24 protein-coding genes are annotated in these 24,729 nt (G+C 39.7%); 16 read left to right on the plus strand and 8 right to left on the minus strand.

Annotated features, from left to right (window positions below; genetic code table 11):
* Window position 1: 1 nt before the first annotated feature.
* The 3 genes from hdrC to hdrA are packed head-to-tail and all read left to right on the plus strand — an operon-like array spanning window position 2 to window position 3,848.
* On the plus strand, window positions 2-604 hold the full coding sequence (gene hdrC / locus MBBTH_RS03380) for a ferredoxin:CoB-CoM heterodisulfide reductase subunit HdrC (RefSeq protein WP_116591647.1): 603 nt from the start codon (window positions 2-4) through the stop codon (window positions 602-604).
* A complete protein-coding gene (hdrB, locus tag MBBTH_RS03385; RefSeq protein ID WP_116591648.1) occupies window positions 601-1,542 on the plus strand; it encodes a ferredoxin:CoB-CoM heterodisulfide reductase subunit HdrB in 942 nt (313 codons plus the stop codon). Before hdrC ends, hdrB begins: the two co-directional genes overlap by 4 nt.
* Window positions 1,539-3,848, plus strand: coding sequence for a ferredoxin:CoB-CoM heterodisulfide reductase subunit HdrA (hdrA, locus tag MBBTH_RS03390; RefSeq protein WP_116591649.1), 2,310 nt, complete (start codon window positions 1,539-1,541; stop codon window positions 3,846-3,848). The genes hdrB and hdrA overlap by 4 nt, the downstream gene beginning before the upstream one ends.
* A gap of 28 nt (window positions 3,849-3,876) precedes the next feature.
* On the opposite strand, the gene MBBTH_RS03395 is transcribed toward hdrA, so the two are convergent.
* Window positions 3,877-4,152 carry a winged helix-turn-helix domain-containing protein gene (locus MBBTH_RS03395; RefSeq protein WP_116591650.1) on the minus strand — a complete coding sequence of 92 codons (276 nt, stop codon included), beginning with the start codon at window positions 4,150-4,152 and terminating at the stop codon, window positions 3,877-3,879.
* Window positions 4,153-4,252: 100 nt separating this feature from the next.
* On the opposite strand from MBBTH_RS03395, the gene MBBTH_RS03400 reads away from it, so the two are divergent.
* Window positions 4,253-4,585, plus strand: a complete 333-nt coding sequence (locus MBBTH_RS03400) for a zinc-ribbon domain-containing protein (RefSeq protein ID WP_116591651.1) — start codon at window positions 4,253-4,255, stop codon at window positions 4,583-4,585.
* Here MBBTH_RS03400 and comE read toward each other — a convergent pair.
* Both comE and comD read right to left on the minus strand, forming a co-directional pair.
* Window positions 4,582-5,115, minus strand: coding sequence for a sulfopyruvate decarboxylase subunit beta (comE, locus tag MBBTH_RS03405; protein WP_116591652.1), 534 nt, complete (start codon window positions 5,113-5,115; stop codon window positions 4,582-4,584). The genes MBBTH_RS03400 and comE overlap by 4 nt on opposite strands.
* Window positions 5,116-5,119: 4 nt before the next feature.
* Window positions 5,120-5,611, minus strand: a complete 492-nt coding sequence (gene comD, locus MBBTH_RS03410) for a sulfopyruvate decarboxylase subunit alpha (RefSeq protein ID WP_207773325.1) — start codon at window positions 5,609-5,611, stop codon at window positions 5,120-5,122.
* Between the two features lie 199 nt (window positions 5,612-5,810).
* On the opposite strand from comD, the gene cofH reads away from it, so the two are divergent.
* Window positions 5,811-6,929 carry a 5-amino-6-(D-ribitylamino)uracil--L-tyrosine 4-hydroxyphenyl transferase CofH gene (cofH, locus tag MBBTH_RS03415; RefSeq protein WP_116591653.1) on the plus strand — a complete coding sequence of 373 codons (1,119 nt, stop codon included), beginning with the start codon at window positions 5,811-5,813 and terminating at the stop codon, window positions 6,927-6,929.
* A 10-nt stretch (window positions 6,930-6,939) separates the two neighbouring features.
* Complete coding sequence (locus MBBTH_RS03420) at window positions 6,940-7,512, plus strand: nucleoside/nucleotide kinase family protein (protein WP_116591654.1); 573 nt, start codon at window positions 6,940-6,942, stop codon at window positions 7,510-7,512.
* Here MBBTH_RS03420 and MBBTH_RS03425 read toward each other — a convergent pair whose 3' ends face one another.
* On the minus strand, window positions 7,513-7,770 hold the full coding sequence (locus MBBTH_RS03425) for a hypothetical protein (RefSeq protein WP_116591655.1): 258 nt from the start codon (window positions 7,768-7,770) through the stop codon (window positions 7,513-7,515).
* Window positions 7,771-7,772: 2 nt separating this feature from the next.
* A complete protein-coding gene (gene priS, locus MBBTH_RS03430) occupies window positions 7,773-8,750 on the minus strand; it encodes a DNA primase catalytic subunit PriS (RefSeq protein ID WP_116591656.1) in 978 nt (325 codons plus the stop codon).
* Between the two features lie 126 nt (window positions 8,751-8,876).
* On the opposite strand from priS, the gene fdhD reads away from it, so the two are divergent.
* Together fdhD and MBBTH_RS03440 are read left to right on the plus strand one after the other, a co-directional pair.
* Window positions 8,877-9,707: a formate dehydrogenase accessory sulfurtransferase FdhD gene (fdhD, locus tag MBBTH_RS03435; RefSeq protein ID WP_116591657.1), complete on the plus strand. Its 831-nt coding sequence runs from the start codon at window positions 8,877-8,879 to the stop codon at window positions 9,705-9,707.
* Between the two features lie 32 nt (window positions 9,708-9,739).
* Window positions 9,740-10,255: a hypothetical protein gene (locus MBBTH_RS03440; RefSeq protein WP_116591658.1), complete on the plus strand. Its 516-nt coding sequence runs from the start codon at window positions 9,740-9,742 to the stop codon at window positions 10,253-10,255.
* Here the strand turns inward: MBBTH_RS03440 and priL are convergent.
* Window positions 10,245-11,576: a DNA primase large subunit PriL gene (gene priL / locus MBBTH_RS03445; RefSeq protein ID WP_116591659.1), complete on the minus strand. Its 1,332-nt coding sequence runs from the start codon at window positions 11,574-11,576 to the stop codon at window positions 10,245-10,247. The two genes, MBBTH_RS03440 and priL, sit on opposite strands and share 11 nt — an antisense overlap.
* 172 nt (window positions 11,577-11,748) lie before the next feature.
* On the opposite strand from priL, the gene metG reads away from it, so the two are divergent.
* Genes metG through MBBTH_RS03470 form a run of 5 tightly spaced genes read left to right on the plus strand, consistent with a single transcriptional unit; the run spans window position 11,749 to window position 17,518 of the window.
* On the plus strand, window positions 11,749-13,737 hold the full coding sequence (metG, locus tag MBBTH_RS03450) for a methionine--tRNA ligase (RefSeq protein ID WP_116591660.1): 1,989 nt from the start codon (window positions 11,749-11,751) through the stop codon (window positions 13,735-13,737).
* A gap of 10 nt (window positions 13,738-13,747) precedes the next feature.
* Entirely contained in the window at window positions 13,748-15,325 is a 1,578-nt protein-coding gene (locus tag MBBTH_RS03455; protein ID WP_116591661.1) for a DUF530 domain-containing protein, read from the plus strand.
* Between the two features lie 4 nt (window positions 15,326-15,329).
* A complete protein-coding gene (locus tag MBBTH_RS03460; RefSeq protein WP_116591662.1) occupies window positions 15,330-15,794 on the plus strand; it encodes a hypothetical protein in 465 nt (154 codons plus the stop codon).
* 36 nt (window positions 15,795-15,830) lie between these two features.
* Entirely contained in the window at window positions 15,831-16,844 is a 1,014-nt protein-coding gene (locus MBBTH_RS03465) for an MraY family glycosyltransferase (protein ID WP_116591663.1), read from the plus strand.
* An 8-nt stretch (window positions 16,845-16,852) separates the two neighbouring features.
* Complete coding sequence (locus MBBTH_RS03470) at window positions 16,853-17,518, plus strand: 2,5-diamino-6-(ribosylamino)-4(3H)-pyrimidinone 5'-phosphate reductase (RefSeq protein WP_116591664.1); 666 nt, start codon at window positions 16,853-16,855, stop codon at window positions 17,516-17,518.
* Window positions 17,519-17,531: 13 nt separating this feature from the next.
* Here MBBTH_RS03470 and MBBTH_RS03475 read toward each other — a convergent pair whose 3' ends face one another.
* Together MBBTH_RS03475 and MBBTH_RS03480 are read right to left on the minus strand one after the other, a co-directional pair.
* Entirely contained in the window at window positions 17,532-17,996 is a 465-nt protein-coding gene (locus MBBTH_RS03475; RefSeq protein ID WP_116591665.1) for a DUF2115 family protein, read from the minus strand.
* The gene (locus tag MBBTH_RS03480; protein ID WP_116591666.1) at window positions 17,993-18,658 is read right to left on the minus strand and encodes a histidinol phosphate phosphatase domain-containing protein; all 666 of its coding nucleotides are present in this window, start codon (window positions 18,656-18,658) and stop codon (window positions 17,993-17,995) included. The genes MBBTH_RS03475 and MBBTH_RS03480 overlap by 4 nt, the downstream gene beginning before the upstream one ends.
* Before the next feature lie 90 nt (window positions 18,659-18,748).
* Between MBBTH_RS03480 and MBBTH_RS03485 the strand changes: the two genes are divergently transcribed.
* The 3 genes from MBBTH_RS03485 (at window position 18,749) to MBBTH_RS03495 (ending at window position 24,685) form a co-directional block, all read left to right on the plus strand.
* Window positions 18,749-19,972, plus strand: a complete 1,224-nt coding sequence (locus MBBTH_RS03485; protein ID WP_116591667.1) for an FprA family A-type flavoprotein — start codon at window positions 18,749-18,751, stop codon at window positions 19,970-19,972.
* A gap of 100 nt (window positions 19,973-20,072) precedes the next feature.
* Window positions 20,073-20,579 (plus strand): flavodoxin, encoded by a 507-nt coding sequence (locus tag MBBTH_RS03490; protein WP_243409652.1) that lies wholly within the window; start codon window positions 20,073-20,075, stop codon window positions 20,577-20,579.
* Window positions 20,580-21,283: 704 nt separating this feature from the next.
* Entirely contained in the window at window positions 21,284-24,685 is a 3,402-nt protein-coding gene (locus tag MBBTH_RS03495; protein ID WP_165814020.1) for a right-handed parallel beta-helix repeat-containing protein, read from the plus strand.
* Window positions 24,686-24,729: the final 44 nt, after the last annotated feature.

Here is a 24,729-nt window from a genome sequence, read left to right on the forward strand (position 1 = left end):
TATGAAAAACCAACAGAAAATTACCGACTCACCGATTGATTTTGCTGAAAAAATCATAGAGGACGTTAAAAACTCAAAGGATGATGGTGTCCTGAAATGCGTGCAGTGCGGAATGTGCACATCAACATGCCCCGCAGCAAGGCATTCCGACTATAACCCTCGTGAAATAATCGAAAGGGTATTGGATGGGGATTTAACCATCATTGAGGATGACAATATCTGGAACTGCTTTTACTGCTACACTTGCCACAGCGTATGTCCTGTTGGAAACAGCGTATGTGAGGTCAACCAGATTCTGAAGCAAATTGCAGTGGAAAATGAGGTTGGATACGAAAAGCTATACGAATATTTAGGATTTGCCGACTCATATTTCACGGCGGCAATCGGAGCAATCCCTGAAATATTCTTCACTGACATCGACCGTGACGTGCCTGGCTGGTGGGATTTCAGACAGCACTTGGATGAGATAAGGAACGAACTGGAATTGGACCCTCCATTGATGCCTCCGGAAGACGTCATTGATGAGGTAAGCACAATATTGACAATCACAGGTTTCAAGGACAAGATAGAGAAAATCAGACAAACACAGGAGGGGTCTGAATGAAGTACGTGCCTGATAAGGACATATTGCTCTTTAGGAGCTGTCTTGTAAGCGTGGAATACCCTGGAGTTGAGGCATCCACAAAATTCGTCTTCGATAAGTTGGGAGTGGATTATGCAATCTCAGAAAAACAAACCTGCTGTACCGGATTGGGTCATTACTCCGATGTATTCAATCAGATTGACACATCAGCAATTGGAGCAAGGAATTTCAGAATAGCTAAGGAAATGGGAAGACCTAATCTTGTTATGATGTGTGCAACATGTTATGCAATCAACAAGAAATCAGTCAAGCTGCTCAACAAGAAGGACGACTTGAGAAATCACATTAATCAATTATTCGATGAAAACGGTTTAAGCCATCTCAAATATGAAAAGGATGACTTGAAACCGACAGAAAACATTTTCCATGTAGTGGACATATTGTATGCCAAAAAGGATGAAATCAAGAAGCATATTAAATATGACTTGAGTGATTATACGATAGCAACCCACCATGGCTGTCACTATTGTAAGGTGCATTATGAGGACACCATCGGTGGAGTCAGGGATCCTAACATTATGGATGAGCTGATAGAGGAATGCGGTTGCAAGACTATCGGCTGGTATGATCACAAGAGGTCCACTTGTGGAACAGGATTCAGACAAAGGTATTCCAATCCGGACTTGTCTTTCACAGCCACTGCAGACAAGATGAATGCCATAGCGGATGAGGATGTTGACATACTGGTGCACCTTTGCCCAAATTGCCATATTCAATTTGACAGGTATCAGCATCTCATAGCCGAAAGGGAAGGTAGAGAATTCAGGGCAATTCATCTAAACATTGCACAGTTCATTGCATTGGCCATGGGGGGAGACATGGATAAGGTAATTGGTGCCAAGGCACATACGGTGCCTATTGATTCAGTTATAAAGCAGCTGAAGGAGGTAGAGAAATGAGGGATGATTTGAAAGTTGGCGTGTTTTTATGTGAGTGTGGAGGAAACATTTCAGATATTGTGGATTTGGATAAGGTTCGTGAGGAACTTGATGTTGAATTTATTGGGCAATTCGAAAACCTGTGTTCATTGAATGGGCGTAAGATAATACGTGATGCCATATTTGACCATGATTTGGACAGGGTAGTCGTTGCAGCATGCTCACCGATAAGCCATGAAAAGACATTCCAGGACTATGTGAAGCCACTAAATCCGTATCTGATGGACATGGCCAACATACGTGAACAGTGTTCATGGGTTCACTCAGATAAGGAAAAGGCAACTCACAAGGCCATAACTTTAATCAACGCATCAATCGAAAAGGTAAAGCAATCCGATGCAGTCGACCCGATTTACTGCCAGACACCTGATGAGGTTGCGGTTATAGGTGGAGGAATAGCCGGAATGAATGCGGCATTGTCCCTTGCAAAACAGGGAACAAAGGTAACCCTCATTGAACAGTCCCCTTCAATAGGAGGGCACATGGCAAAGATAGGTAAGGTGTTCTCACCTGTCAAGATAGCAGAGGAATGTGGAATGTGTCTCTTAAACCCTATACTCAACGAGCTCGTCTGGAACGATAATATTGAAGTATTGACAAACACAAAGGTCATTGAAGCCGAAAGACGGGCCGGAACATACAATCTCATACTGGAGAAATCCCCTCGTTACGTCGACACGGAAAAGTGCATAGCATGTGGAAAGTGTGCGGAGGCATGTGAAGTGGAGGTGCCGAACGATTGGAACGATAACCTGTCCATGAGAAAGGCGATATACAGGCCTTTCGGACAGTCATACCCTGAAGCTTACGTAATAGACATGGACAACTGTACAAAATGCAGCAATTGCGTAAAGGCATGTAACATGAAGGCCATCCGGCTCAGGGGGAGGTCCGAAAGAATCCCATTGCAGGTGGGGTCAATCATTGTGGCAACAGGTCACAAGCTCTTTGACATGGAAAAACGTCCGGAATACGGTTACACAAGATATGATGATGTGATAACCCAGTCTGAATTGGGCCGTATTACCGGTGTAAACGGTCCGACAAAGGGAAAGCTATTGAAATCCAATGGTGAGGTTCCAAAACGTGTCGTAATGATACAGTGTGTCGGGTCCCGTGATGAAAAGCCTGACGGGCACAGATACTGCTCAAAGATATGCTGTACCGTGGCGCTCAAGAATGCGAACATCATCAAGCACAAGTATCCCGACACCGATGTTCTCATCTGCTATACAGATGTGAGGACCCCTGGAATGTTTGAGAAATACTACAAGCACACCCAGGAAAACGAGGTGAGATTCCTGCGTGGCCGTCCGGGCGAAGTGGTCAAGAAAGGAGACAACTTCATTGTCAGAACAGAGGACACCCTGAAAGGCGAGTTCGTCGAAATCGAAGCGGACATGGTGGTATTGTCAACAGCCATGGAGCCGTCTGCAGGAACCTGTGAAATAGCTGAAATTCTGAATGTGGGAACAACTGAAGATGGATTCATCAAGGAATCACATCCGAAAATCAAGCCTGTGGCTACTGATGTTCAGGGAATATTCGTATGCGGAACAGCACATGAGCCAAAGGACATTACAGATTCAATCATGCAGGCAACTGCCGCAGCATCAAAGGTTGCAGAGTACAATTACGGTGGTGTTGAAATCGAGCCGTTCATTGCAGAAATCGATACAGATAAGTGTACAGTCTGCGGGGAATGTATAAGCCGCTGCAAATACAAGTCAATGAGCATTCAAAATGATGAAATCTACATTGATCCTATGAGCTGTACAGGTTGCGGAAAATGTCTCATTGGGTGCAACCAAAGGGCAATCACTGTCAACGGTAACATTGATGAGAAAATCATGTCTACAATCAAGGGAGCATTGTCTAAAAAGCAAGAAGGCGAACGCATGATTTTAGTGTTCCTGGACAATATCGGTTACACAGCTGCAGACAACATTGGAGTCAACAGACTGTCATATCCGGAATCAATCCATATCATCAAGGTGATTTCAGTCAATCGCGTAAGGCCAAGACACATCAAATATGCACTTGAAAACGGTGCCGATGGAGTATTCATTGGTGAATTCCCAGGAGATCTGATGTATGATGAGGTTGAGCGCAAAATCGGCCGTGTCAAGGATAGGATTGCCGAGTTGGGTGAAAACCCAGAAAGGATTACATTCTCCAAGGTTTACATTCCTTACTTCTCAGGCCTTGCCCGAAAATTCAATGATTTTGACTTAAAAATTAAGGAATTGGATGAACTTGAATCATGATTTAATGGATAAAGGAGTTAAAAACTCCTTAATCTATTTTTTTTAAAATATTATTTAGAATCTCTAGTCCTAACGGGGTGCATACGTATACCCTTCCCTTAGATGCATTTTCATTTAGGCATCTAACTAGTTTTTTACTCTTTAAAGTTGATAGGGAATATGAAACCAGAGCGAAATTCATATCAAGTTCCCGGCCAATCTCTGAAGGCATCTTATAATCCTCGTTTATTGCCTTTAAAACTTGGACTCTATTTCTTGAAGACAGCACAAATCCGATAAGTCCGTATAATTCTTTCTTATCCATAATGTTAGTTTTTAATTCAGTTATAAAACTTTATTTAAAGAGTAAATTGTTTAATTATAACTTAACTAATTTTATATAATACTATGGATAAAGTATCTGTATGTCAAGATGTCCTAAATGTGGTGAGGAACTTAAGGTGAATGCGATATTCTGTCCAAACTGTGGATTTAAGGTCAAATCCGATGATGGCGGCTATGACAAGATGATTGCTGATGTCATTTATGTTGACGGCAGGATATCAAAGGCAAAATCAATTGGTGTGGCTATTTTTCTATTGTATATTTTTGCAAACATGTTTTTTGTATTTCCTTCAATGCTTAGGTTTAGTTTCCTGCTGTTTTTAGGTGCAGTGATAGTTGTTTTCCTAATTGGATTGTTCTATTATTGTGTATGTAGAGGAATAGGATTTGTAGTGAGGAGATTCGTGAATTAGATGGATTTCATGAACCTTTCCTTGATTGTAATCGGATCAAGGTCAATGATTGGGGCTGTTGAGTTTCCCGCTTCTGTCTTGTAGACGATGAAGCTTGCATCATCGCTCTCGATTATGTCCCTCAAGTCGATATCCTCAAAATTAAAGCTGTTTTTGAATCCTACGCTTTGTGCAATGTCAACCAAATCAATGAGTTGCGCATAGGTGTCCTGGTTTCCGGTAGAACCGTATGCACCATTGTCGATTACAATCCATGTTAGATTTGCAGGATTGCTTGCAAATATTGTGACGAGTGAGCCCATGTTCATCAGAAGGGATCCGTCCCCGTCGATGACAATGACCTTTTCATGTGGTTTTGACAGTGCAAGGCCCAATCCTATTGAGGATGCAAGGCCCATTGAGCCGATCATGTAGAAGTTCCTGGACCTGTCGTTAATCTCATATAACTCTCTTGACGGAAAACCTATGTTGCAGATTACAAGTTCCTCATCAACATAGCTCATTATGTCTTCAATAGCTTCGTATCTCATGTTATCACCAGTAGCTAATGTCCAGAAGTACGCTTACGGGCTTTCCTTCCTCTTCGGACATTTCCCATCCTAATCTTACGTCATTGTATCCCGCTTCTGAGTCTCCTGGTCTGAAGAATCTGAAGTCCATCGCTTCGAGTATTCTTGGTGTTGACTCTCCCATAGGGACCTGTCCAACGATGTTTTCTCCTTTTGTTCCTCTGTGACTCATTATCATGAGCAATGGGAATTCATAGAGTTCCATAAGGGATTTCAATGCGTTTATTGAGTTTCCAAGTCCTGAATTCTGCATCAATATTGCCGGCTTTTTGCCTCCAAGGTATGCTCCGGCACATATTCCAATCCCCTCTTCCTCACGGGTGACGGGAATATGGATTATTTCATCATCCTCGTCAATCATATCGAGCAGTTTTGATAGGTTTACGCATGGAACACTAACGACAAAGTCGATTTCGGCGTCCTTAAGTCCATCATAAATAGCTTCACTACTATCCATATTTATCACACATACAATTTTATTGATACTTTAAATTTATTTAAATTACTATAAAAAACTATTTAAATTATTTTCATTCAATGTTTTTCAGATTATCAAGAGAATAGACAACGATTTTTAATTTAATTAATGTACATTTTAATACATTACATTAAATTAATAGTAAACTTTTTATTTAATTTTATACTAATATAAAATCATGTTTGATAAACTACCTATTTCCTCTAAAACAGAAAGGATATTGACCAAATCCCTGGATGAGGCAATCACTGTTGAAGAGGCAAATCACTTGATGAATATTCAGGGGCAGGATTTATACTCCCTACTAGCAACAGCGGATTACTTAAGACAGGAAATAGTTGGAGACAACGTTACATTCATTAACAACTGCAATATCAACTTTACCAACATTTGTACAGTCAGATGTGGCTTTTGTGCATTCGGTAAGGATGCGGACGACCCTGATGCATACATATTGTCCGATGAGGAAATCCTGGCAAAGGCCGAAGGTGCCGTGGAGAATGGCGCCCGTGAATTCACCCTGATGGGAGGAGTTCTTCCGGATGCAGACATTGACTATTATCAACATTTACTTACATTATTGAAGGACAATTATCCTAAGGTGTCCATACACGGATTTTCACCTACAATGGTTCGGGATGCCTGTCTGGTGTCCGGAATGGATATCAAGGAAGGATTTGAAATACTTAAGGATGCAGGTTTGGACACATTGCCCGGAACTGCGGCTGAAATACTGACCGACAGGTCAAGGGAAATCATTTGTCCGGAAAAGGTAAGTGTTGCCGAGTGGATAGATGCCGTCAAGGCAGCTCAGGAAGTTGGAATTCAGGGATCAGCAACAATAATGTACGGTCATGTGGAAACGTTGGAGGAAAGGGTAGAACATATAGACATTATCAGACAAATTCAAGAAGAGACTCACGGATTCACAGAGTTTATTCCAATGACTTTTATGCATGAATATTCTCCAATCTTTTTGGAGGGCCAATCAGATCTTGGAGCTACTGGTACACAGGATTTGAAATTATATGCCGTTTCAAGATTGATGCTTAGAGATTTACTTCCGAATATCCAGGTGTCCTGGGTAAAAATGGGCTTCAGATTTGCACAGGTCGTGCTGACTGCTGGTGCAAACGATTTGGGAGGCACATTAGGTGGAGATGAACTTTCAGAGGCTTCAGGAGCACCGGATGGTGTTGATGCATCTATCGGAACTTTAAGCAGAATGGTTAAGGACTTGGGAAGAACTCCAATCGAGAGGGATTCAAAGTACAGTGAGTTTTATCCAATAGATTAGGTGTTTTGGTTTGAAGAAATTTATTGTTATTGACGGTTTGGACGGTTCCGGAAAGGATACGCAGGTCAATCTGATTGCTGAGGCATATCAAAAGAAGGGCAGGGATGTCACAATACGTTCCCATCCATGCAATGACAATAAGTTCGGCAGAAAATCAAAGGCTGCACTTCTAAAAACAGGGAAACTGAATCACATAAAGGCAACTATATACTTTGGCCTTGATGCGATAAGGTCCGTCCAGATGTACTGCCACAACAGGAATACCGATGTCGTAATCTTTTCAAGGTATATTCTGGCGGTGATGTATCTTCCGAATGTGGTTAACACAATTGTCTATAAAATCGTGGCATTTGTTCTTCCGACATCTGATTGCATGTTCTTTTTGGACATAACCCCTGAAGAGTCACTTAGAAGAATAGGGTCTCGTGATGAAGAAACAGAAATGTTTGAAAATATAGAATCCTTGACTGAAAACCGTGAAAGGTCCAGGAAATTCACATATAACTGGAATGTGGTGTCTGCTGATGACGCTCCCGATGTGATTTCCGAAAAAATAATAGCTAAATGCTTTGAAACAGATTGATTACAATACTTCTTTTATGCCCTCTGATGTGATAATCATCAGGGAATTTAGGTTTTCAAGAACCAATGAGACGATAGGGTGTGTTTGGATGTCCTTATGCATGAAAATTATTTCCTTATCCACAATGTCAATCCAGTTTACATGATAGACGACCACTCCATTGACGATCAGGCCTAAAAACTCAGGCACGAATCTGTTCTCGTTAACTTCCTCAAAGTATTGGTTTTTTCTCAATATTTCTCTTAAAACGTTTTCCATTCTTATACACCTTTTCTTTCATAAACGAATTTTGGAACTGCCTTATCGAAAGGATCAAAGGTTTCACGGTTCTTGACTTCCATGCATTTCATGCTCACTTTTGAGTGGAGTGATGACGGCAATCTTAAAATCCTTTTAAGGTCGATTGATACTTTGGCATCGATTGTTGCAAGATTGACTCTTGCCATTGCATTTACAAGGTTCCTATAGCGTCTAGGGCCTATGTCATTTTTAAACTGACCCCAGTTGTCCCCTTCCAGGTGATGTCTTGCGGCCATGATGTCCTTCATCAGTTTCGGGTTGATTCCGTCAAGCTTCTCGTTGCCGACAAGATGCTGTATGTTGAACTTGACCCTGTCAGTGAATATCTTCTGGTATCCTATTGGTATTGAGAAGTGCTCGAAGTTGAAGCTTTGGTTTGAGACTTCTGAGTTCACGAATTGTGATTTCGGAACTTCTGCGCCCGCTGCGTATTTCAATACCTCTGAGCGTAGCTCGCTTCCTGCAACCATCATTTCCTCATCAAGTATTCTGATGTGATATCCTCTCCCTGAATAGATCAGATGGATATTCTTAAGGCCCAAATCACCCTGCAAGGTGTCAATTAGGTTGTTTACAATTTCTAAAGCTTCCCCTAGGCAGATTTCGCACACTCCATCGCATTGGCAGGACCTGATCGGTATGTCCTTTGCGTCAACGTCGAAAATGTATTCCGCCTTTAGCCAGTCCTCCCTACGGCGTGGATTGTTGTAGAAAGCTACTGAGATGTATGCTGCAAATGGGGCCTTGTATCTTAGGAACTTGCGCAATGACTCTGTTCCTCTAAAGACTTTGTACCTGTCGTTAGGTCCGCGTCCGTTATGGTCAAAACCGAACTCCCTTTTCTTGATGTCGGTGGCGATAAAGTCCGGCAGGTCTTTCGGGTCCCATTCTTCACGATAGTATTGTCTTCGCTCTTTAATGGTAGCTTTAGAAAACATGATTATAGTTATATTTTCAAAGTATTTATTTTATTTGTTGGTGTGATTTTGTGTTTTTTCATAGCTTCTAAGCTTTGTAAATATAAATATAACAATTGTTAATATATATTATCGAGGTTGAAAAAGATGGAATTCTTAAGACAAAGTGATGTGATACAATGGAAGGATGGGGAATGCAAAGAAATAAAAGAGAATACAGTGGATGATGAATACACATATCTGTTCATTGACTACTTGCCCCCAAGGAAATTTTCCACCTATCCAAAGGATTTGGAAGACTTTGCAGTCGGCTATTGTCTTGGAGAAGGCTTGATTAAAGATTATTCTGACATTGAATCAATAAAGCTCGACGGGACAAACGTGCTTGTGACAACAAGACTGTCACATGACCCAGAAGAGGATTTGGAACAGGATGGAATAGTGCAGGAGAGAAAGGGAAACTGTGAACATGCCTGCGTATGCAGACTTTTGGAATATCAGGGAGTAAACTCAGACAATGCTGGGGGAATCCGCTCCGAGCTGGAAACCATAGAGCCGAATACATCTGACTTATCCATTGATGCGACACAGGTCATAAAGGATATCAAACACCTCACCGATGAGGCCAGGATATGGCAAAAAACGGCTGGTGTGCATGTTGCGCAATTGAAATATGAGGATAAAATCATTATCCGTGAGGACGTAAGCCGTCATGTTGCTGTGGATAAGGTGATTGGAGCTGCCTCAATTGAGGGCTATGATTTCAGCAAATGCTACATCTCATACAGTGGAAGGATGCCTGCGGACATGCTGATTAAGGTAATCCGCGTTGGTGTGCCAATAATCATATCCAACGCAGCGCCGGCATCTTCAGGTATCGATGTGGCCAGGGCGGGAAACATCACAATGATAGGTTTTGTCAGGGGCAACAGATTCACGGTCTACACCGCCCCCGAACGGGTGAACCTTGAAAAGTAAGTTTATTATACATCACTTCAAAATATAATCATATGAATGAGTTTGTTGAAGTCATTGGAGTTGAGCATTTAAAGACAATTCTTTCAGGCCTAACACCTGAGGAAATCGTGAAACCGGCATATGACAATTGGATGGGCGGCATCAAGACAGGCCATACCGTATTGAATCTTGAGGACGGCCGTGTTTACGGTTTGGGCATGGATTTTAATCAGCTCCACCTGCATGACGATATCTACATTGAGCTATACACAATCGAATCCCATGAGGAACCGATTTCCGAGGAGGAATTCTTCTCCAAAAACGAGTATGAGGAATATCTGGAGTTCAGCAGCGATGACCCATGTGAATATATTCCCGATGTGATATCAGAATTCTGTGAAATGAAGGGAATTGACGAGTATGAACGTACAGTTGGCCTTTTGGCATATAATTTTGAAAAAAACGAGCAGGCCAATTACAACATGTGGGAATCAAAGATCTTAAACAAGTATTATGATGCAATTTATGAGGATCACAATCCTTTCCAGTTTTCACATTCTACTCTTTAGGGGCTTCCTGGTCCAATTGGTATTTTTTACGTCCGTAACATGATAACGGGTTGTTTATTCCCTTGCAGGACTTGTCTGGATGGCATAGGTTAGGCAAGTGTATCTTTATTTTTTCACAGCTCATCGGTGTGTACCATTTTGTCTCGCCCTCATGGTTTATGTCAACCCTCTCATGCATTCCGAAACCTAGTTTTGAGATGATGTTTATTTTTTCCTGTGGCTGGTCGTCAAACAAAGGCGGTGTACAGTTGTCTGCAGCATCAAAGATCAACGGCAGGATTTCGTTTTCGGTTATTGACAGGTCGGGATCCATGTCTGAGACTTTAACGGTCTCGTCTGATGCGAATATTCTTGGATATAACCTTGCATATGATGCGAATGATGTTAACAACAGAACGATTGCATCGTTACGTCCACCGGAGGACACGCCTTCGACGGTTGCCTTGATGCATGGTGGAAATGCGTCCGGATTTAATTTTCCTGCCTGAACTGAACCGTAAATTCCACCGCTTCCGGCATAGTATTGGTTGTATTTGCTGATTTCTTCAGGAATGAAGTCCTTCAGGTCCTCTCCAATCTTGATGATTGCCGGGTGAATTTCAATTCTTTGGGACATTTCCTTAATCCTGTTTATGTATTCCTCGGTTTTCTGCATGATAAGACGGGATATGATTTGTTCCTTAACGCTGTCACCTATCAGGATATTGTACATCCTTTCAGGGCTTCTGTCGGTAAACTCGTCACCAAAACGATATAGGAAGTCTTCCTGCTGAAGTATTATGTCTCCGTCGTCAATTAGAAGGTCGGTCAATTTCAATTTTTTGCTGGCCACAATGTCCCTTAGTGATTTCCAGTGAATGGCGCCATCGGTCTTGATTTCATCAAGAACCTCATCGATTATGTCTGCCCTTGCCATTGGAGGAATCTTGGCCAGTCTTTCTAAAATAAGTGTTCCCTGTGATTCGATGAAAAGTCTTGTCTCGCGTGAACCTGTGTTGAACTGTATGGCTATTGCCTGACACAATATATGGAAGGTTACAACGTCCTGCTTGAACAGATCACCGTTTGCCAGGTATTCAAACTCTGCCTGGGTGAAGTTTTTGTTGTTCTTTTTCTCGATTGCCCATTGGATGCGTTTCATTGCCAGCTCGGCATATGATTTAGGAATCAGCGCATCGTCTGAAATTCTTTGATTTAATGTGTGGGTGCAGATATCAATCAGTGACTCATCTACGTCGAATATCTGATTTAAATCGCCGTATTCGCGAATGATGCTTCTTCCTTCATCGGATAATGGGTTTATAAATGAAACTTCAGCCATGTTTTTAACTCTTTATTTCATGTTTTAAATAGCTATCTCATTGGAAATGCCAACATTGCTTTTTGTTCACGCGTCAAGATTTTTCACATTTAACACGGTTAAAAAATAAGCATTTATTATATATGAGTAACATAATTATATCATGCTTAAAATAATTGAGGAGATAAGATAAATGTCTAAAATATTTATTTCATGTGCACTTCCTTATGCAAATGGGCCATGTCATTTAGGCCATATCCGTTCTACCTATCTTCCGGCTGATATTTACGCCAGATACAATAGGATGATTGGAAATGACGTGCTGCTTGTCTGTGCCACCGATGAGCACGGAACTCCAATTGCGGTCAAGGCAGATAAGGAAAACAAAAAACCGATAGAAATCTCAAAAAGATATCATGATATGATTGTAAGAGATGTAGAGTCAATGAACATATCATTGGATAACTTTACAAGAACCACAGATGAAGCTCACTATGAAATCGCAAAGAATTTCTTTAAAACTTTATATGACAATGATTTAATCTACAGGGAGGACATTCAACAGCTATACTGTCCGAACTGTAACAAGTTCCTTCCCGACAGGTATGTTGAAGGATTATGTCCGGTCTGCGGATCCGAGGCAAGGGGAGACCACTGTGAAAAATGTGGAAAGGCCCTTGACCCGACCGAACTTGACGAACCCCACTGCATTACCTGCGGAACCACTCCGGTAATCAAGGACACCTTCCAATACGCATTCAAGCTCTCAGAGTTTGAGGATGCCCTTAAGGAATACATCGACAACAACGATAACTTGCCTGCAAACGTGAAAAACTATGCATCCAACTGGCTGAAAGAAGGATTGAATGACTGGATTTTAACCCGTGATATGGATTGGGGTATTCCAGTACCGTTGGATGAGGCGAAAGGCAAAGTATTATACGTATGGATTGAAGCATTCCTTGGTTATATCTCATCAGCAAGCCAATGGTCAAAGGTTTCTGGCAAGAAATGGGAGGAATACTGGAACGACTATGTAGTTCATTTCATAGGTAAGGACATTATCTACCACCATTCAATCTTCTGGCCTGGACTTCTCAAGGCATACGGATGCAAATTACCTGACATGATTTACGCAGGCGAATTCCTGTCCCTTGAAGGGGAAAAGATGTCAACCAGTAAAAACTGGGTCATATGGATTGCTGATTTTGTAAAGGATTACGAACCAGACCTTTTAAGATACTATTTAACAATAAATGCTCCATTGAATAAGGATTCAGACTTCTCATGGGACGATTTCCAAAGAAGAAACAATGACGAACTTGCGGATGTTGTCGGAAACTTCCTGCACAGGACATTCGTATTCACCAAGAAATACTTTGACAGCAAAATCCCTGAATACACCAATCCAAGCGAAGAGGATGAGGAATTCAGAAAGGCCATTGCGGAATTGCCGGACAAGGCTGGTGCATTGATTGCCGATTATGAATTTAGGGAAGCGTTGCTTGAAATATTCAAGGTGGCCAAAAAAGGTAACAAGTATTTCAACGATTCCGAACCATGGAAAGCGGTTAAGGAAGACATGGCCAAGGCGGCAAACTGCCTATACTTATCAAATCAATTAGCAAAAACATTGGCATACACATTAAAGCCATTCCTTCCAACAAAAGCAGACAAAATTGCTGAAATAATGAACATAGATAATTTAGACAACTGGAATGATGCTAAAGTGGAATTGCCAACAGGCCATGAAATAAACAAGGCCAAACCATTATTCAAAAAGATTGAAGACAGCGAAATTGAAGCACAAAAAGAAAAATTGAAAGAAAACCTAAAAAGTGAGGAAGAGGATACAATGAGTGACTTAATATCAATTGATCAATTTGATGAAGTAGTAATTAAGATTGGACAAGTAAAAGAAGCGGAAAAAATAGAAAAATCCGACAAGCTATTAAAATTGCAAGTGGACATAGGCGAGGAAAAGCCAAGACAAATTGTCGCAGGACTTGCAAAATTCTATTCTCCTGAGGAATTGGTTGACAGGAAAGTCTGCGTCGTTGCAAACTTGCAGCCTGCAAAACTATTCGGAACCCTATCAGAAGGAATGATACTCGCAACCGGCAAATCCGGTGCACTGTTATCTCCTGATGAAGCTGGAGAAGTCGGCGAAAGAATTCAATAGTTAGATTAAAATGCCAGAATCTGTCCTAGTAAGTAAAGTCGAAAGTTATTTGATTGAAATATCAAACGATTCAATTAGCTTGGATGATATTGATGATTTTGATAATTTCAAAAGTCTTTATTTTAAGCTAGATGACAGATTAGACAAATTACAACGTTTTAAAGATGATATGGATGCCCAAGGGTACACCACTCCTTTTACATCCATAAACAAGTATGGAACCAAATCCGTTGCTGAAGTGGCCATTGAGGAGAAGGGCGAAAGCAGTCGCCATAACCAGATATTCCGGATGAAGGCAAACGCCAAAAAGAACATTCTGGACAGGGTCAAATCAGCAATCGACTCACATAAGATAGCCCTTGGAAATCTGGAACAGTTCGGATATGTCAAGTGCAACTCATGCTATAAGAAATATTCCATGAGTGAATACAAGCAGATGGACGCCAAATGCAGTTGCGGAAGTCAGGGATTCACATTCAAGATAAACAAGGAAGCCACTCACCGGATAGAGATCATCCCCTACTTGCCATTGTCAGGAAATTACATGGTTCTCAGAAATGAGCTGTCATCATACGGCAGGGAATCTCTCAAGCAGGTCTTCAACATTCTTAAACAGGAACGTAAGGGTGTTGTAAAGACTATATCCATGAGGATACGTTTCAGAGACAAGAACAAGCGTCTTATTCGAAGAAACATATCATTGGGCTCAGAATACGTTAACAACTATGATGAGGAAGTCAGGCGCAGATACGGTAGGGAAGTGAGGATTGAGTCCTTAAGGTTCAATAGGACAAAACCTGCAATTATCGATGACAATCATGCAAGAATGGCCCTGGCTATAGGTTATGTCAAATACGGTGAAGAGATAATCGAAAGCATCAAGGATGAAATCCTGAAAAGAAGGCTGACTGATTTCAAGCGCATAAACAAATATGATGAGATAACCAACACCTACAAGAATGCCTCACCAGAGTTCATCGACCAGAACGACATTGATGAAATCGAGGACTGGAGAAAGGCACAGATAGAGGATAGCTTTAGGAAATTGGGCTACATCGACAAGTTCGGAAATCTGACAAGATCCCTAAAGCGTGATTTGAAGATAAGGGAGAACATCTATAGGAACACCCTAAAGAATATCGCATCAGCCTTGATTATCTGGGATATCTTCAAGTACTACATGACAACCTCAAACAATTCACGTAAACACGATATCGGACCATTCCCATACATTCGTATCGAGCTTGACCGTGAACAGAGAAAGGTGTTCCAGGCATCATATACCAATGTCATCGAAACCCTAAACAGCTATACCGATATCAAAATCATTCCAATCCCTGAAATGGACCTTCTATTATATGAGAAATTCAAGTTCGAAAAGGAGATAAGAAGTATCAATATCAAGTTCAACCATGTGGCATTGGGTGCCGCATTGATTAACTTAAATTCCGACATTGAACTGTCAAAAATCAGCAATGCATTCAACATCAACGAATCAAGAGTCAAAAAGGAAATCGAGCATATTGACACCATCAAAAATCCGAAAAGCGACAAGTTAAAAAGATTCAACGAATTGATTAAAAAGTGATTGGATGGGTAAAGAAACCAGAACAATTCATATAACAAAGGCATTGTCATATTCAATGATTGGGGAACTGTTTAACGAATATCCCAATCTTGAGGAGATTACCTGCTCTCCAAGCGTATATAATAGAACCTCAAGGAAATATATCGAGGCATTGTCCGAAATGGGTATCAATGTTAAAAAGAAATATGAATGGGGCGCCAAGTCCAGAAGCGACAATCTGGAACTCTATATTTTAAAGCTTTCAGACGAAGGGATGTCCGCACGCGAAATTTCAAACAGATTGGAAATTCCCCTTAATCGTGTTTATTACCTGCTTAAGAAAGGCAAGGCAAGTTTCAACAATCGTCAAAGGAAACATGACCATGATGAAGTAAAGAGACTCAAGGGGGAAGGCCTAAAGCCTAAGGAGATTTCAGAGATATTGGATATTCCCCTTAGAACTGTCTATTATATCCTAAACAAAAAATAATTACTTTTTTTAATAATGAGTATCATATCATTAAATATGATGATTTTACCACAACTTCCGTTATATGCAATAGCCATAATCTGTGGGTTACTATCCTTTTTTGTAACCAGATTAACTATGCCTAGGATTATTAGAAAACTTGAAGCTGCAGACATTGTTGGAAAAGATATACACAAATCCTGGAAACCGGTTGTAGCCGAAATGGGTGGATTCGGAATACTCTTTGGATTCATCATCGGAATGTTTTCAGGAATATACATGCACGACATCCTGGCGTTTCCGCTTGTGATTGTCCTTGTAGTGATTTTGCTTGTAGGAATGATTGGAATCGTGGACGACCTTCTTGCATTGTCCTCAAAAGAAAAGTTCTTCCTGCTGTTTCTTGCGGGCCTGCCATTAATCTGGGCGGCACCATCAAATGTGGGGCTATTGTACCTGATAACAATACCTATCGCATTGTCAATAGGATCCAACCTCACCAACATGCTTGCGGGATTGAATGGAATCGAATCAGGTTTGGGAATCATTTCAATGACCTCCCTGACAATCGCATGTATCATCTTGGGCAAATATGATGTAACAATCATTTCCATGAGTATGCTCGGTGCATTAATCGCATTTTTATATTTCAACAGGTATCCTGCACAGATTTTCCCAGGGGACACCGGAACACTCATCATCGGAGCAGCTATCGTCTCAATTGCATTCATCGGTAGGGTAAAATTAATCGCTTTGATAGTGCTGATGCCGAACATCATTGATGCTGCATTGAAATTCTACTCAGCAGGTGTCATGAACCGTCAACAGCAAAAGCCGACACAATTGAACGATGAGGGAAAGCTTGTCCGTCCGCAGCAAGGTTTCAAGTCATTAATCAGACTTGTTTTGAGAAAGCCTATTTCAGAAAAGGATGCGGTCACAATAATCTGGGGAATCGGAATACTGTTTGGAGTATTAGGTATCCTTGTAGCGTTAATAATGCCTGGAATGCTTGAAAACCAGACACTGGCGAACTTCCTTCATGTCAAGGAGATGTTCTATCATATTTAGGTGAAAAGATGAGACCTTATGTTATACTGAATGCGGCAATGACCTTGGACGGTAAAATCGCAACTCAAACCGGAAGCTCAAACATCTCCGGCAAAGAGGACTTGGAAAGGGTTCATGAGCTTAGAAAGGAATGCGACGCAATCATGGTGGGTATCGGAACGGTGATGGCTGACGATCCAAGATTGACAGTCCATAAAATCGATGCCAATCCCGAAGACAATCCTGTTCGGGTGGTTGTGGACAGCAAATGCAGAACCCCAATCGATGCAAGAATCACCAATGGAGACGCACATACCGTCATAGCATGCGCCAATGAGTATAAGGAAGAGTTCAAGAGTTCCGAAAAATTCGAAGCATTTAAGGAGAAGGGAGTCAAGGTTTTCTTTTCAGGCGATAAGAGAGTGGACCTGAGTGCGCTTATGAGCTATCTGCATGAGGAAGGCATTGAAAAGCTGATGCTCGAAGGTGGAGCAACACTGAACTTCTCAATGATTAAGGCAGGACTCATTGATGAGATAAGGATTTGCATTGCGCCGATGGTTGTCGGTGGAGCTAATGCGAAGACCTTCTTTGACGGTGAGGGCTTTGATTTGATGGATGATGCGATAAAACTAGAATTGATTGATTCATACAGTCTTGGAAAAGACCTTATTTTAACTTATAAAGTGATTTAATAGATGTTTTTTTTTAAAACATCATATTAAATGGCATATTCTTTGATACGCAATATTTGCATAGTGTATTTTTATCATGGATGTATTGGGCACGGCCCTTGCAATAGAATTCTCCGTCAGTGAAGAAAATATCATCTTTTTTGTCTTCTGAAAAAGGATGAAGAGGCTTTTTGGCAATCAATGCAAGATACAGTGAAAGGTTTTCGGTGAAATACTTGGTTTCCTCATCACCGCCGGCATATGTGTCAAAATAAAAGCCGATGTCCTTTTTCAAATTGTTAATCAGGGCATCCTTTATTTCAAAATCGTCAACGATATCTATTCCATATATGTCGTCATATGTTTCAGAGTTATATTTTGCAAGCTTTTTTGTTAAAGGGTCCTTATACCTGTCGTCGGTTACCTTGTTTCTAACGTATTCTATATCGTAATCCTTCAGGTTTTCACGGATTATTTCCAAAAGTTTTGACGCTTTCATAAGATCCCTTTGCTTTTCAATAGTTCACGTGGGTTGTCGACAATGGCCTTCATGGCTTCATCTGGAGACAATCCTGCTCCTAAAGCTATCTCATATGACTTTTCGAATGTTATCAGGTCGCTTGGGGCGTGGGTGTCTGTGTCAACTAGCAGCTTGTTTCCTACTTCACGTGCAACGTTTGCAACATGTCCGTTTCCAAGGCAGTGTCCCTTACGGGCGGAAATCTCAAGATAGATGTCGTTTTCCTTTGCAAGTTCAGCCTCTTCGACTGTTATCAATCCAGGATGTCCTAAGATATCAACATGTTCGGATTCCACTGCGGCACGGTTGGTTCCAGGGGTGACAGGTTCGTTTAAAGTCTCACCATGGACCACAACAATCTTTGCACCCAATTCCTTTGCTCTTGCGGCAATTCCGTCGATTGATTCGCAAGGGGCATGGGTGACCTCTGCACCGAGTACAACGGTTATGTCCCAGTTCGCATTGATGTCGTCAATTGCATCCTGAATGGCAGGAATTGTGTCAACGTTTGACCAATCGACATGGTCTGTGATTGCTATTGCTTCATGATTTAATTTTAAAGCTCTTCTAGCCAGTTCGGACGGCAGCAATTCGCCGTCACTGAATAAACTATGCATATGTAAATCTATTCTTTTGTTCAAAATATAACCTCTTCATATTAAGTATAATATTATATATAGTACATTTAATATAAATTTATATAACTTAAATATTTTATAGAGGTTATTGAAATGAAAGCAAAAGCAGTTAAAATAGCAGATGGCGTCTATTGGGTTGGAGTAATCCATTGGCACAGCAGAACTTTCCATGGATATGGAATTCCTGGAACAACCTATAATGCATACCTTGTATTCGGTGAAGAAAAAACCGTATTGATTGATAACGTTTACAGGGGAATGTTCGAACAGTTCGATGCAAGGGTAAAGGACGCATTCGAACAGGAAGGAAAAGAGTTCAAGATTGATGTGTTTGTTCAAAACCACTCAGAAATGGACCATTCCACCTTCTTAAGACAAACCATAGAAGAGTACAACCCTGATGCTGAAATCTATGCTTCACAAAATTGTATCAACTTCTTGGAAGCTCAATATCACAACTTCTCAGACTTGGAAATCAACGCCGTTGCAACCGGTGATGAGTTAGACATTGGCGGAAGAACCCTCAAATTCATTTCCGCACCGATGCTTCACTGGCCTGACAGCATGTTCACCCTTCTCGCAGAGGAAGGCATATTGTTCTCAAACGACGCATTCGGACAGCATGTGGCTCATTCCAAAAGATTCGATGAGGATTATGATACACAATATTTACTTAGGGAAGCACAAAAATACTACGCTAACCTAGTTACCTTAGGCTCCCCAATGCTTAGAATGAAATTGGATGAATTGACCAACACAGGTTTAATCAATGATATAAAAATGATTGCACCATGTCACGGTCAAATCTGGAAAAACCCAGCTCCAATAGTTGAAAAATACTCAGAATGGGGATCAGGTGTATGTAAGGACAAAATCACTGTCATCTATGACACAATGCACCACTCAACCGAAAAATTGGCTTATCAAATCGCTGAAGGTATAATGAGTGAAGGTGTTGAGGTTGTAATGTATTTCATGCAAGAGGACGGTCCTGATGATGTAATTACAGACATATTGGACTCCAAAGCTATTGCGCTCGGTGCTCCTACAATGATGAACAAGCCATTCCCAAGAATTGGTAACATGATGTACTGGCTGGATTGTGTCAACTTCAAGGGAACCGGCAGCGAGAAAAACGCATTGATCTTCTCATCCAAAGGATGGGGTGGAGGTGCTGTGGCAAAACTCCAAAATGATTTGGAAGCTGCAGGATTCACTGTAACCGACACTTTGGATGTATTGTTCGTGCCTGATGAGGATGTCATGGCTGAAGCATTCGAGAAAGGTGCAGAGCTCGCAAGATCCATTAAAGAATAATCATTCTTATTCTTTTATTATTTTTTTTAAATCAATAATTGTTGCGAATAGCAACATTTATATGCTTAATTATTTAAATCATAATCAAGGAGTTAATATTATGTCAAGCTTAGTAATTTATTTTTCAAGAAACGGTGAAAACTACTTCGGAGGAGAACTCAAAAACATAGAGAAAGGAAACACCGAGGTCATTGCCGAATACATTCAGGAAATTGATGGTGCAGATCTATTTAAGGTGGAACCTGCAGTTGAATACCCTGAAGACTACATGAAATGCATTGACGTTGCCAAAAAGGAACAGCAATCAGATGCAAGGCCTGAAATCAAGGAGACACTTGAAAGCATTGATGATTATGACACCATATACATTGGTTTTCCTAACTGGTGGGGAACATTACCGATGCCTATGTTCACCCAATTGGAGCAATTAGACTTTGCGGGTAAAGTCGTAAAGCCTTTTGTAACCCACGAAGGTTCCGGTTTCGGTTCATCACAAAAGGATTTGGCCAAATTATGCCAAGGAGCTGAAATCAAGGGAGGTTTATCCATTCCTGGGGCTAGTGTATATGATGCTAAAAACACTGTGAAAGTGTGGATAGACGAATAATTTTTTTTCATATTTTTTTTTAAAATTTTTCTGTTTACTTTTTTTTCATATTAAAACAATTTTGTATACTTTATCTTACATTATTATGGCTATTTTGTTTTCGTAATTTTTTCTCGTGTTTTTGATTAATATTGATTGGTTGTTGGAAATTGCTAAAAGTATTATAATTTTTACATGAATGTATGAAAATTGTACAGAAAAAAATATAGGACATTAAATAAGATTTAATCAGTAATTTTTGTATTTTGTTTAATTTTTTTAAATTTTTATATTGTTTTTGTTTTATTAAAGTTTAAATATGATGTCTAAAATAAGTATAATATGCAATAATATTTAAAATAAATCAATTATTGTTGTTTATTTAATAATATATTTATAAAATGAAAAATTTTTAATATTTTATTAAATTATTATAAATTTAAATAATATATTGTGATTTATTGAGTTAAATCAAATCTTATTGTAAATATAAAGATCAAATGTTCGGAGAAATTTTTACTGAATATGATTGGTATTCCTCGGTCTAGTGTTTGTAAAACGAATATGATTGACTAGTTAGTTGTATTACGTTTTATCTTGCATGGTAATGATTGGGTATATTATTTATAAAGAGGTTCAAATTAACGGAAATAAATTTAATTATATTATTAAATTATGTATTTGATTAGTTTATATTTTGATTTGACTCTCGTATGAGGGAAAAAATGAAATTTAATAAACTATTTGGAATTGTATTATTAATTAGCGTATTATGCTTATGTATAAGTGCTGCTGCAGCTGCTGATGGTGTGGACAGTCATGCGGTTGGAGCAGATGAAGGAAATTTGGCTGTTGAAAATAATAATGATGATGTTTTAGGTGCCGGTAACAGTTGGTATGTTAAGGCAGGCGCGTCAGGAGGAGATGGATCAGAGACAAGTCCGTATGGAGATTTAAAATCTGTAACCAATAACGCTAACTATAAAGAGAATGACGTCATATATGTTATGGATGGTACTTACAAAGGTGCAAAAAATCGTAACATTGACTTGAAAGAAAATACTACTGTAAAGGCTTATGATGGTGCAAATCCTGTATTTGATGCTCAAAAGCAAAATTCAATATTTGTGATTTCTCATAACGGCATTACACTTCAAGGATTGACATTAATCAATGGTGGAGGAGTTGTTGCTACAACTGCACAAGGTACTAATAGTTGGTGTGGAGGTGCAATTTGCAACTCTGGAGATAACCTGACAGTAGACGGTTGTACCATTAAGAGCAATGACCCTATCAGTTATGGAGGGGGAATCTACTCAAAAGGTAAAAACACTGAAATCAAAAACTCTAACTTTGAAGGATGTGAAGCAAGTAATGGTGGGGCAATCGCAATAGACGGACCATATGCTAAAATTGTTGGCAATAGCTTTAAAAATAATGCTGGGGCACAAGGAGGAGCCATAAACATTTATAATTATGGTGGAGCCCTCATCGCAAATAATTCATTTACTAGGAACCGCGCTAACAGTGGATATGGTGGAGCGATATATGCCCGTGCTGGAAATAACTATATTGCAAACTCAACCTTTGATCATAACCAGGCTAGAACCTACGGTGGAGCGATATGTACTGTTAATCCAAATACCAAGATAGATAACTGTACTTTTAAAAGCAATCAGATTTTCAACGATAATTCAAATACTAATTGGGGAGGGGCAATCTATTCCCAAGGACGCAATACATCTATTGTAAATTCCAGATTCACAGATAATGCTGTTAGGGATGATGGTGGTGCAATTTGTGTTAGAAATAGTAAAAATTTAGTTGAAAACTGTACTTTTGATAAAAATTGGGCTGCAAGAGGCGGGGCAATTTTTATTGTGGAGAAAGTTTCTGGAGGAAATATTTCAGATGTCGTAATCAATAATTGTACATTCAATGACAACGGTATAATAACAGAACAAGACGGTCAGCCTAATTTAGGAACAAAAGGTGGAGCAATCTACTCCTGGGGAATTGACACTAATGTGACCAATTCCAAATTTAACAACAACCAGGCTATGGTTGGTGGAGCAATATTGTTTGAACGTGGTCATAACTTTTTAGAAAACGACACTTTCACAGGCAACAAGGCAGTCAGGTATGGTGGAGGTGCTATTTCAAGTACCCGTTTCGGAGATACAATAAACAATTGTACCTTTGAAAACAATTTCGCCCAAGGTTACGGTGGAGCTGTAAGTGCTGATTATCCAACAATTACCAATTCAAAATTCATCGGTAATGAGGCAAACCACGGAGGAGCAATATGTACAATCACTGCAAATGTTTCAGATTCAGAATTCTACGACAATAAGGCAGACGATAATTGGGTTGTATTGGCTGCTACAAAATTGATTGAATCAAATAATATTCATCCAGGTCAAGTGGCTCTTTCAATGAACCATACAACCTACCTGAATATGGAATATGATATGGATAAAGAGATTGCTATCATGCCTGGATATTATGCATACTGTATGGAAGAGTTTGCTGACTATCCTCAATATGGAGTATTATGGGAAAACTTAAGATTCGCTCAGAATTCATTGTCCGAGGAACGCATTGGTGAATATGTTAAAATTTTGATTTTCAAATACTGGAATGATGAATCACAGCATGAAAACCTTCAGAAGTTAGTTAACGCATTCACAGATCGTGACTTCAGAAACAATGATAACCCGATTGTTAAAGAAATTGTTGCTTTGTACGATTCCGGTTACAGGGTTCCAACAGATAATGCTTTAAGGTTATATGATAATGGAACTGTGGCTATATTTCATTTCAAAGAAATTATCACTCCTTCCGGAACACAAAACGTATTTGCATTCAATATCACATACAATCCTAACTTAACAGTTGAAAAAGAAGTAATTACCGATCCATTATATATTGGTCAGGAAGTGGACTTCAACATAACTGTCACAAACACAGGTGAATGTAATTTGACAGATATCTGGATTAACGAAACAGATTTCAGCGATGGATTGGTATATAAATCATTCAGATCTCCATATAATTGGACTTATGATGAGAAATCCAAATTATGGATATTGAATGACACTTTGGAAATGAAAAAATCCGCATACATTATATTAACATTTAATGTAACTAAAGCAGGAAACATGACTAACAACGTGACAACAGGATTAGGCAATTACACATTCGATAATGACACTGTAAACTTCACAGTTTACGCTCCAAACATGACAGTTGAGAAGTTAACTTTGAATAAGACTGCATTTGTTGGGGATAATGTGACTTTCATGATTGTTGTTACTAACACCGGGGATTGTAACTTGACTAATGTTAAGGTTACTGAGGTTTTCAATTCCACTGAGTTAAGGTTTGAAGATTACACAAATAAGGATAAATGGAACAGGAACGGTAATGTTTTCACATTGATTGGTAATTTAACTTCAGGCAATAGTGCTAATTTCACTATTGTATTTAATGCATTGGTGAATGGTACTTTAATCAATACCGTTAATGTTACTAGTAATGAGACTGAAAATAAAACCGCCAATAACAATACTACTGTTTACAAACCTAACATGTCTGTTGAAAAAATATCAAACAACAAAACAGTTAAAGTTGGTGAAATGACCAGTTTCGTCATTGTAGTTAAAAATACAGGTGACTGTAACTTAACCGGTGTTTATGTAATCGATAAAGGAGCTGAAGGTTTAGAATATGACCATACTGTTGACGAATCAGGAAAATGGTCATATGAAGGTGACGGTAAATGGACTTATAATGGTGTTTTAGGCGTTAACGAATCCTCTGAATTCACTATTGTGTTTAAAGCTTTAAGTGAAGGATTTAAAGTTAACAATGCTATTGCAGGAAACAACATTACAAATGACACTGTTAACAGTACCAATACAACTAATGTCACTGTTGAGCATAATAATGAAACAGAGGTTCCTGAAAATGTAACTGATGTTCCTGAAAATGAAACAGCTGATCATAATAAACCTGAAAAAACTGTTAAAGCGAAAGTTGATGCCAAAGCTACTGGTAATCCATTGATTGTATTGATCATGGCATTGGTTGCTTTAGGATTTGAATCTAGACGTAGAAAACAATAAACATGTTATATGAATCTCATATAACATACTTTTTCTTTTTTTGT

It is taken from the genome of Methanobrevibacter thaueri, assembly GCF_003111625.1.
GTDB classification, from domain to species: domain Archaea; phylum Methanobacteriota; class Methanobacteria; order Methanobacteriales; family Methanobacteriaceae; genus Methanocatella; species Methanocatella thaueri.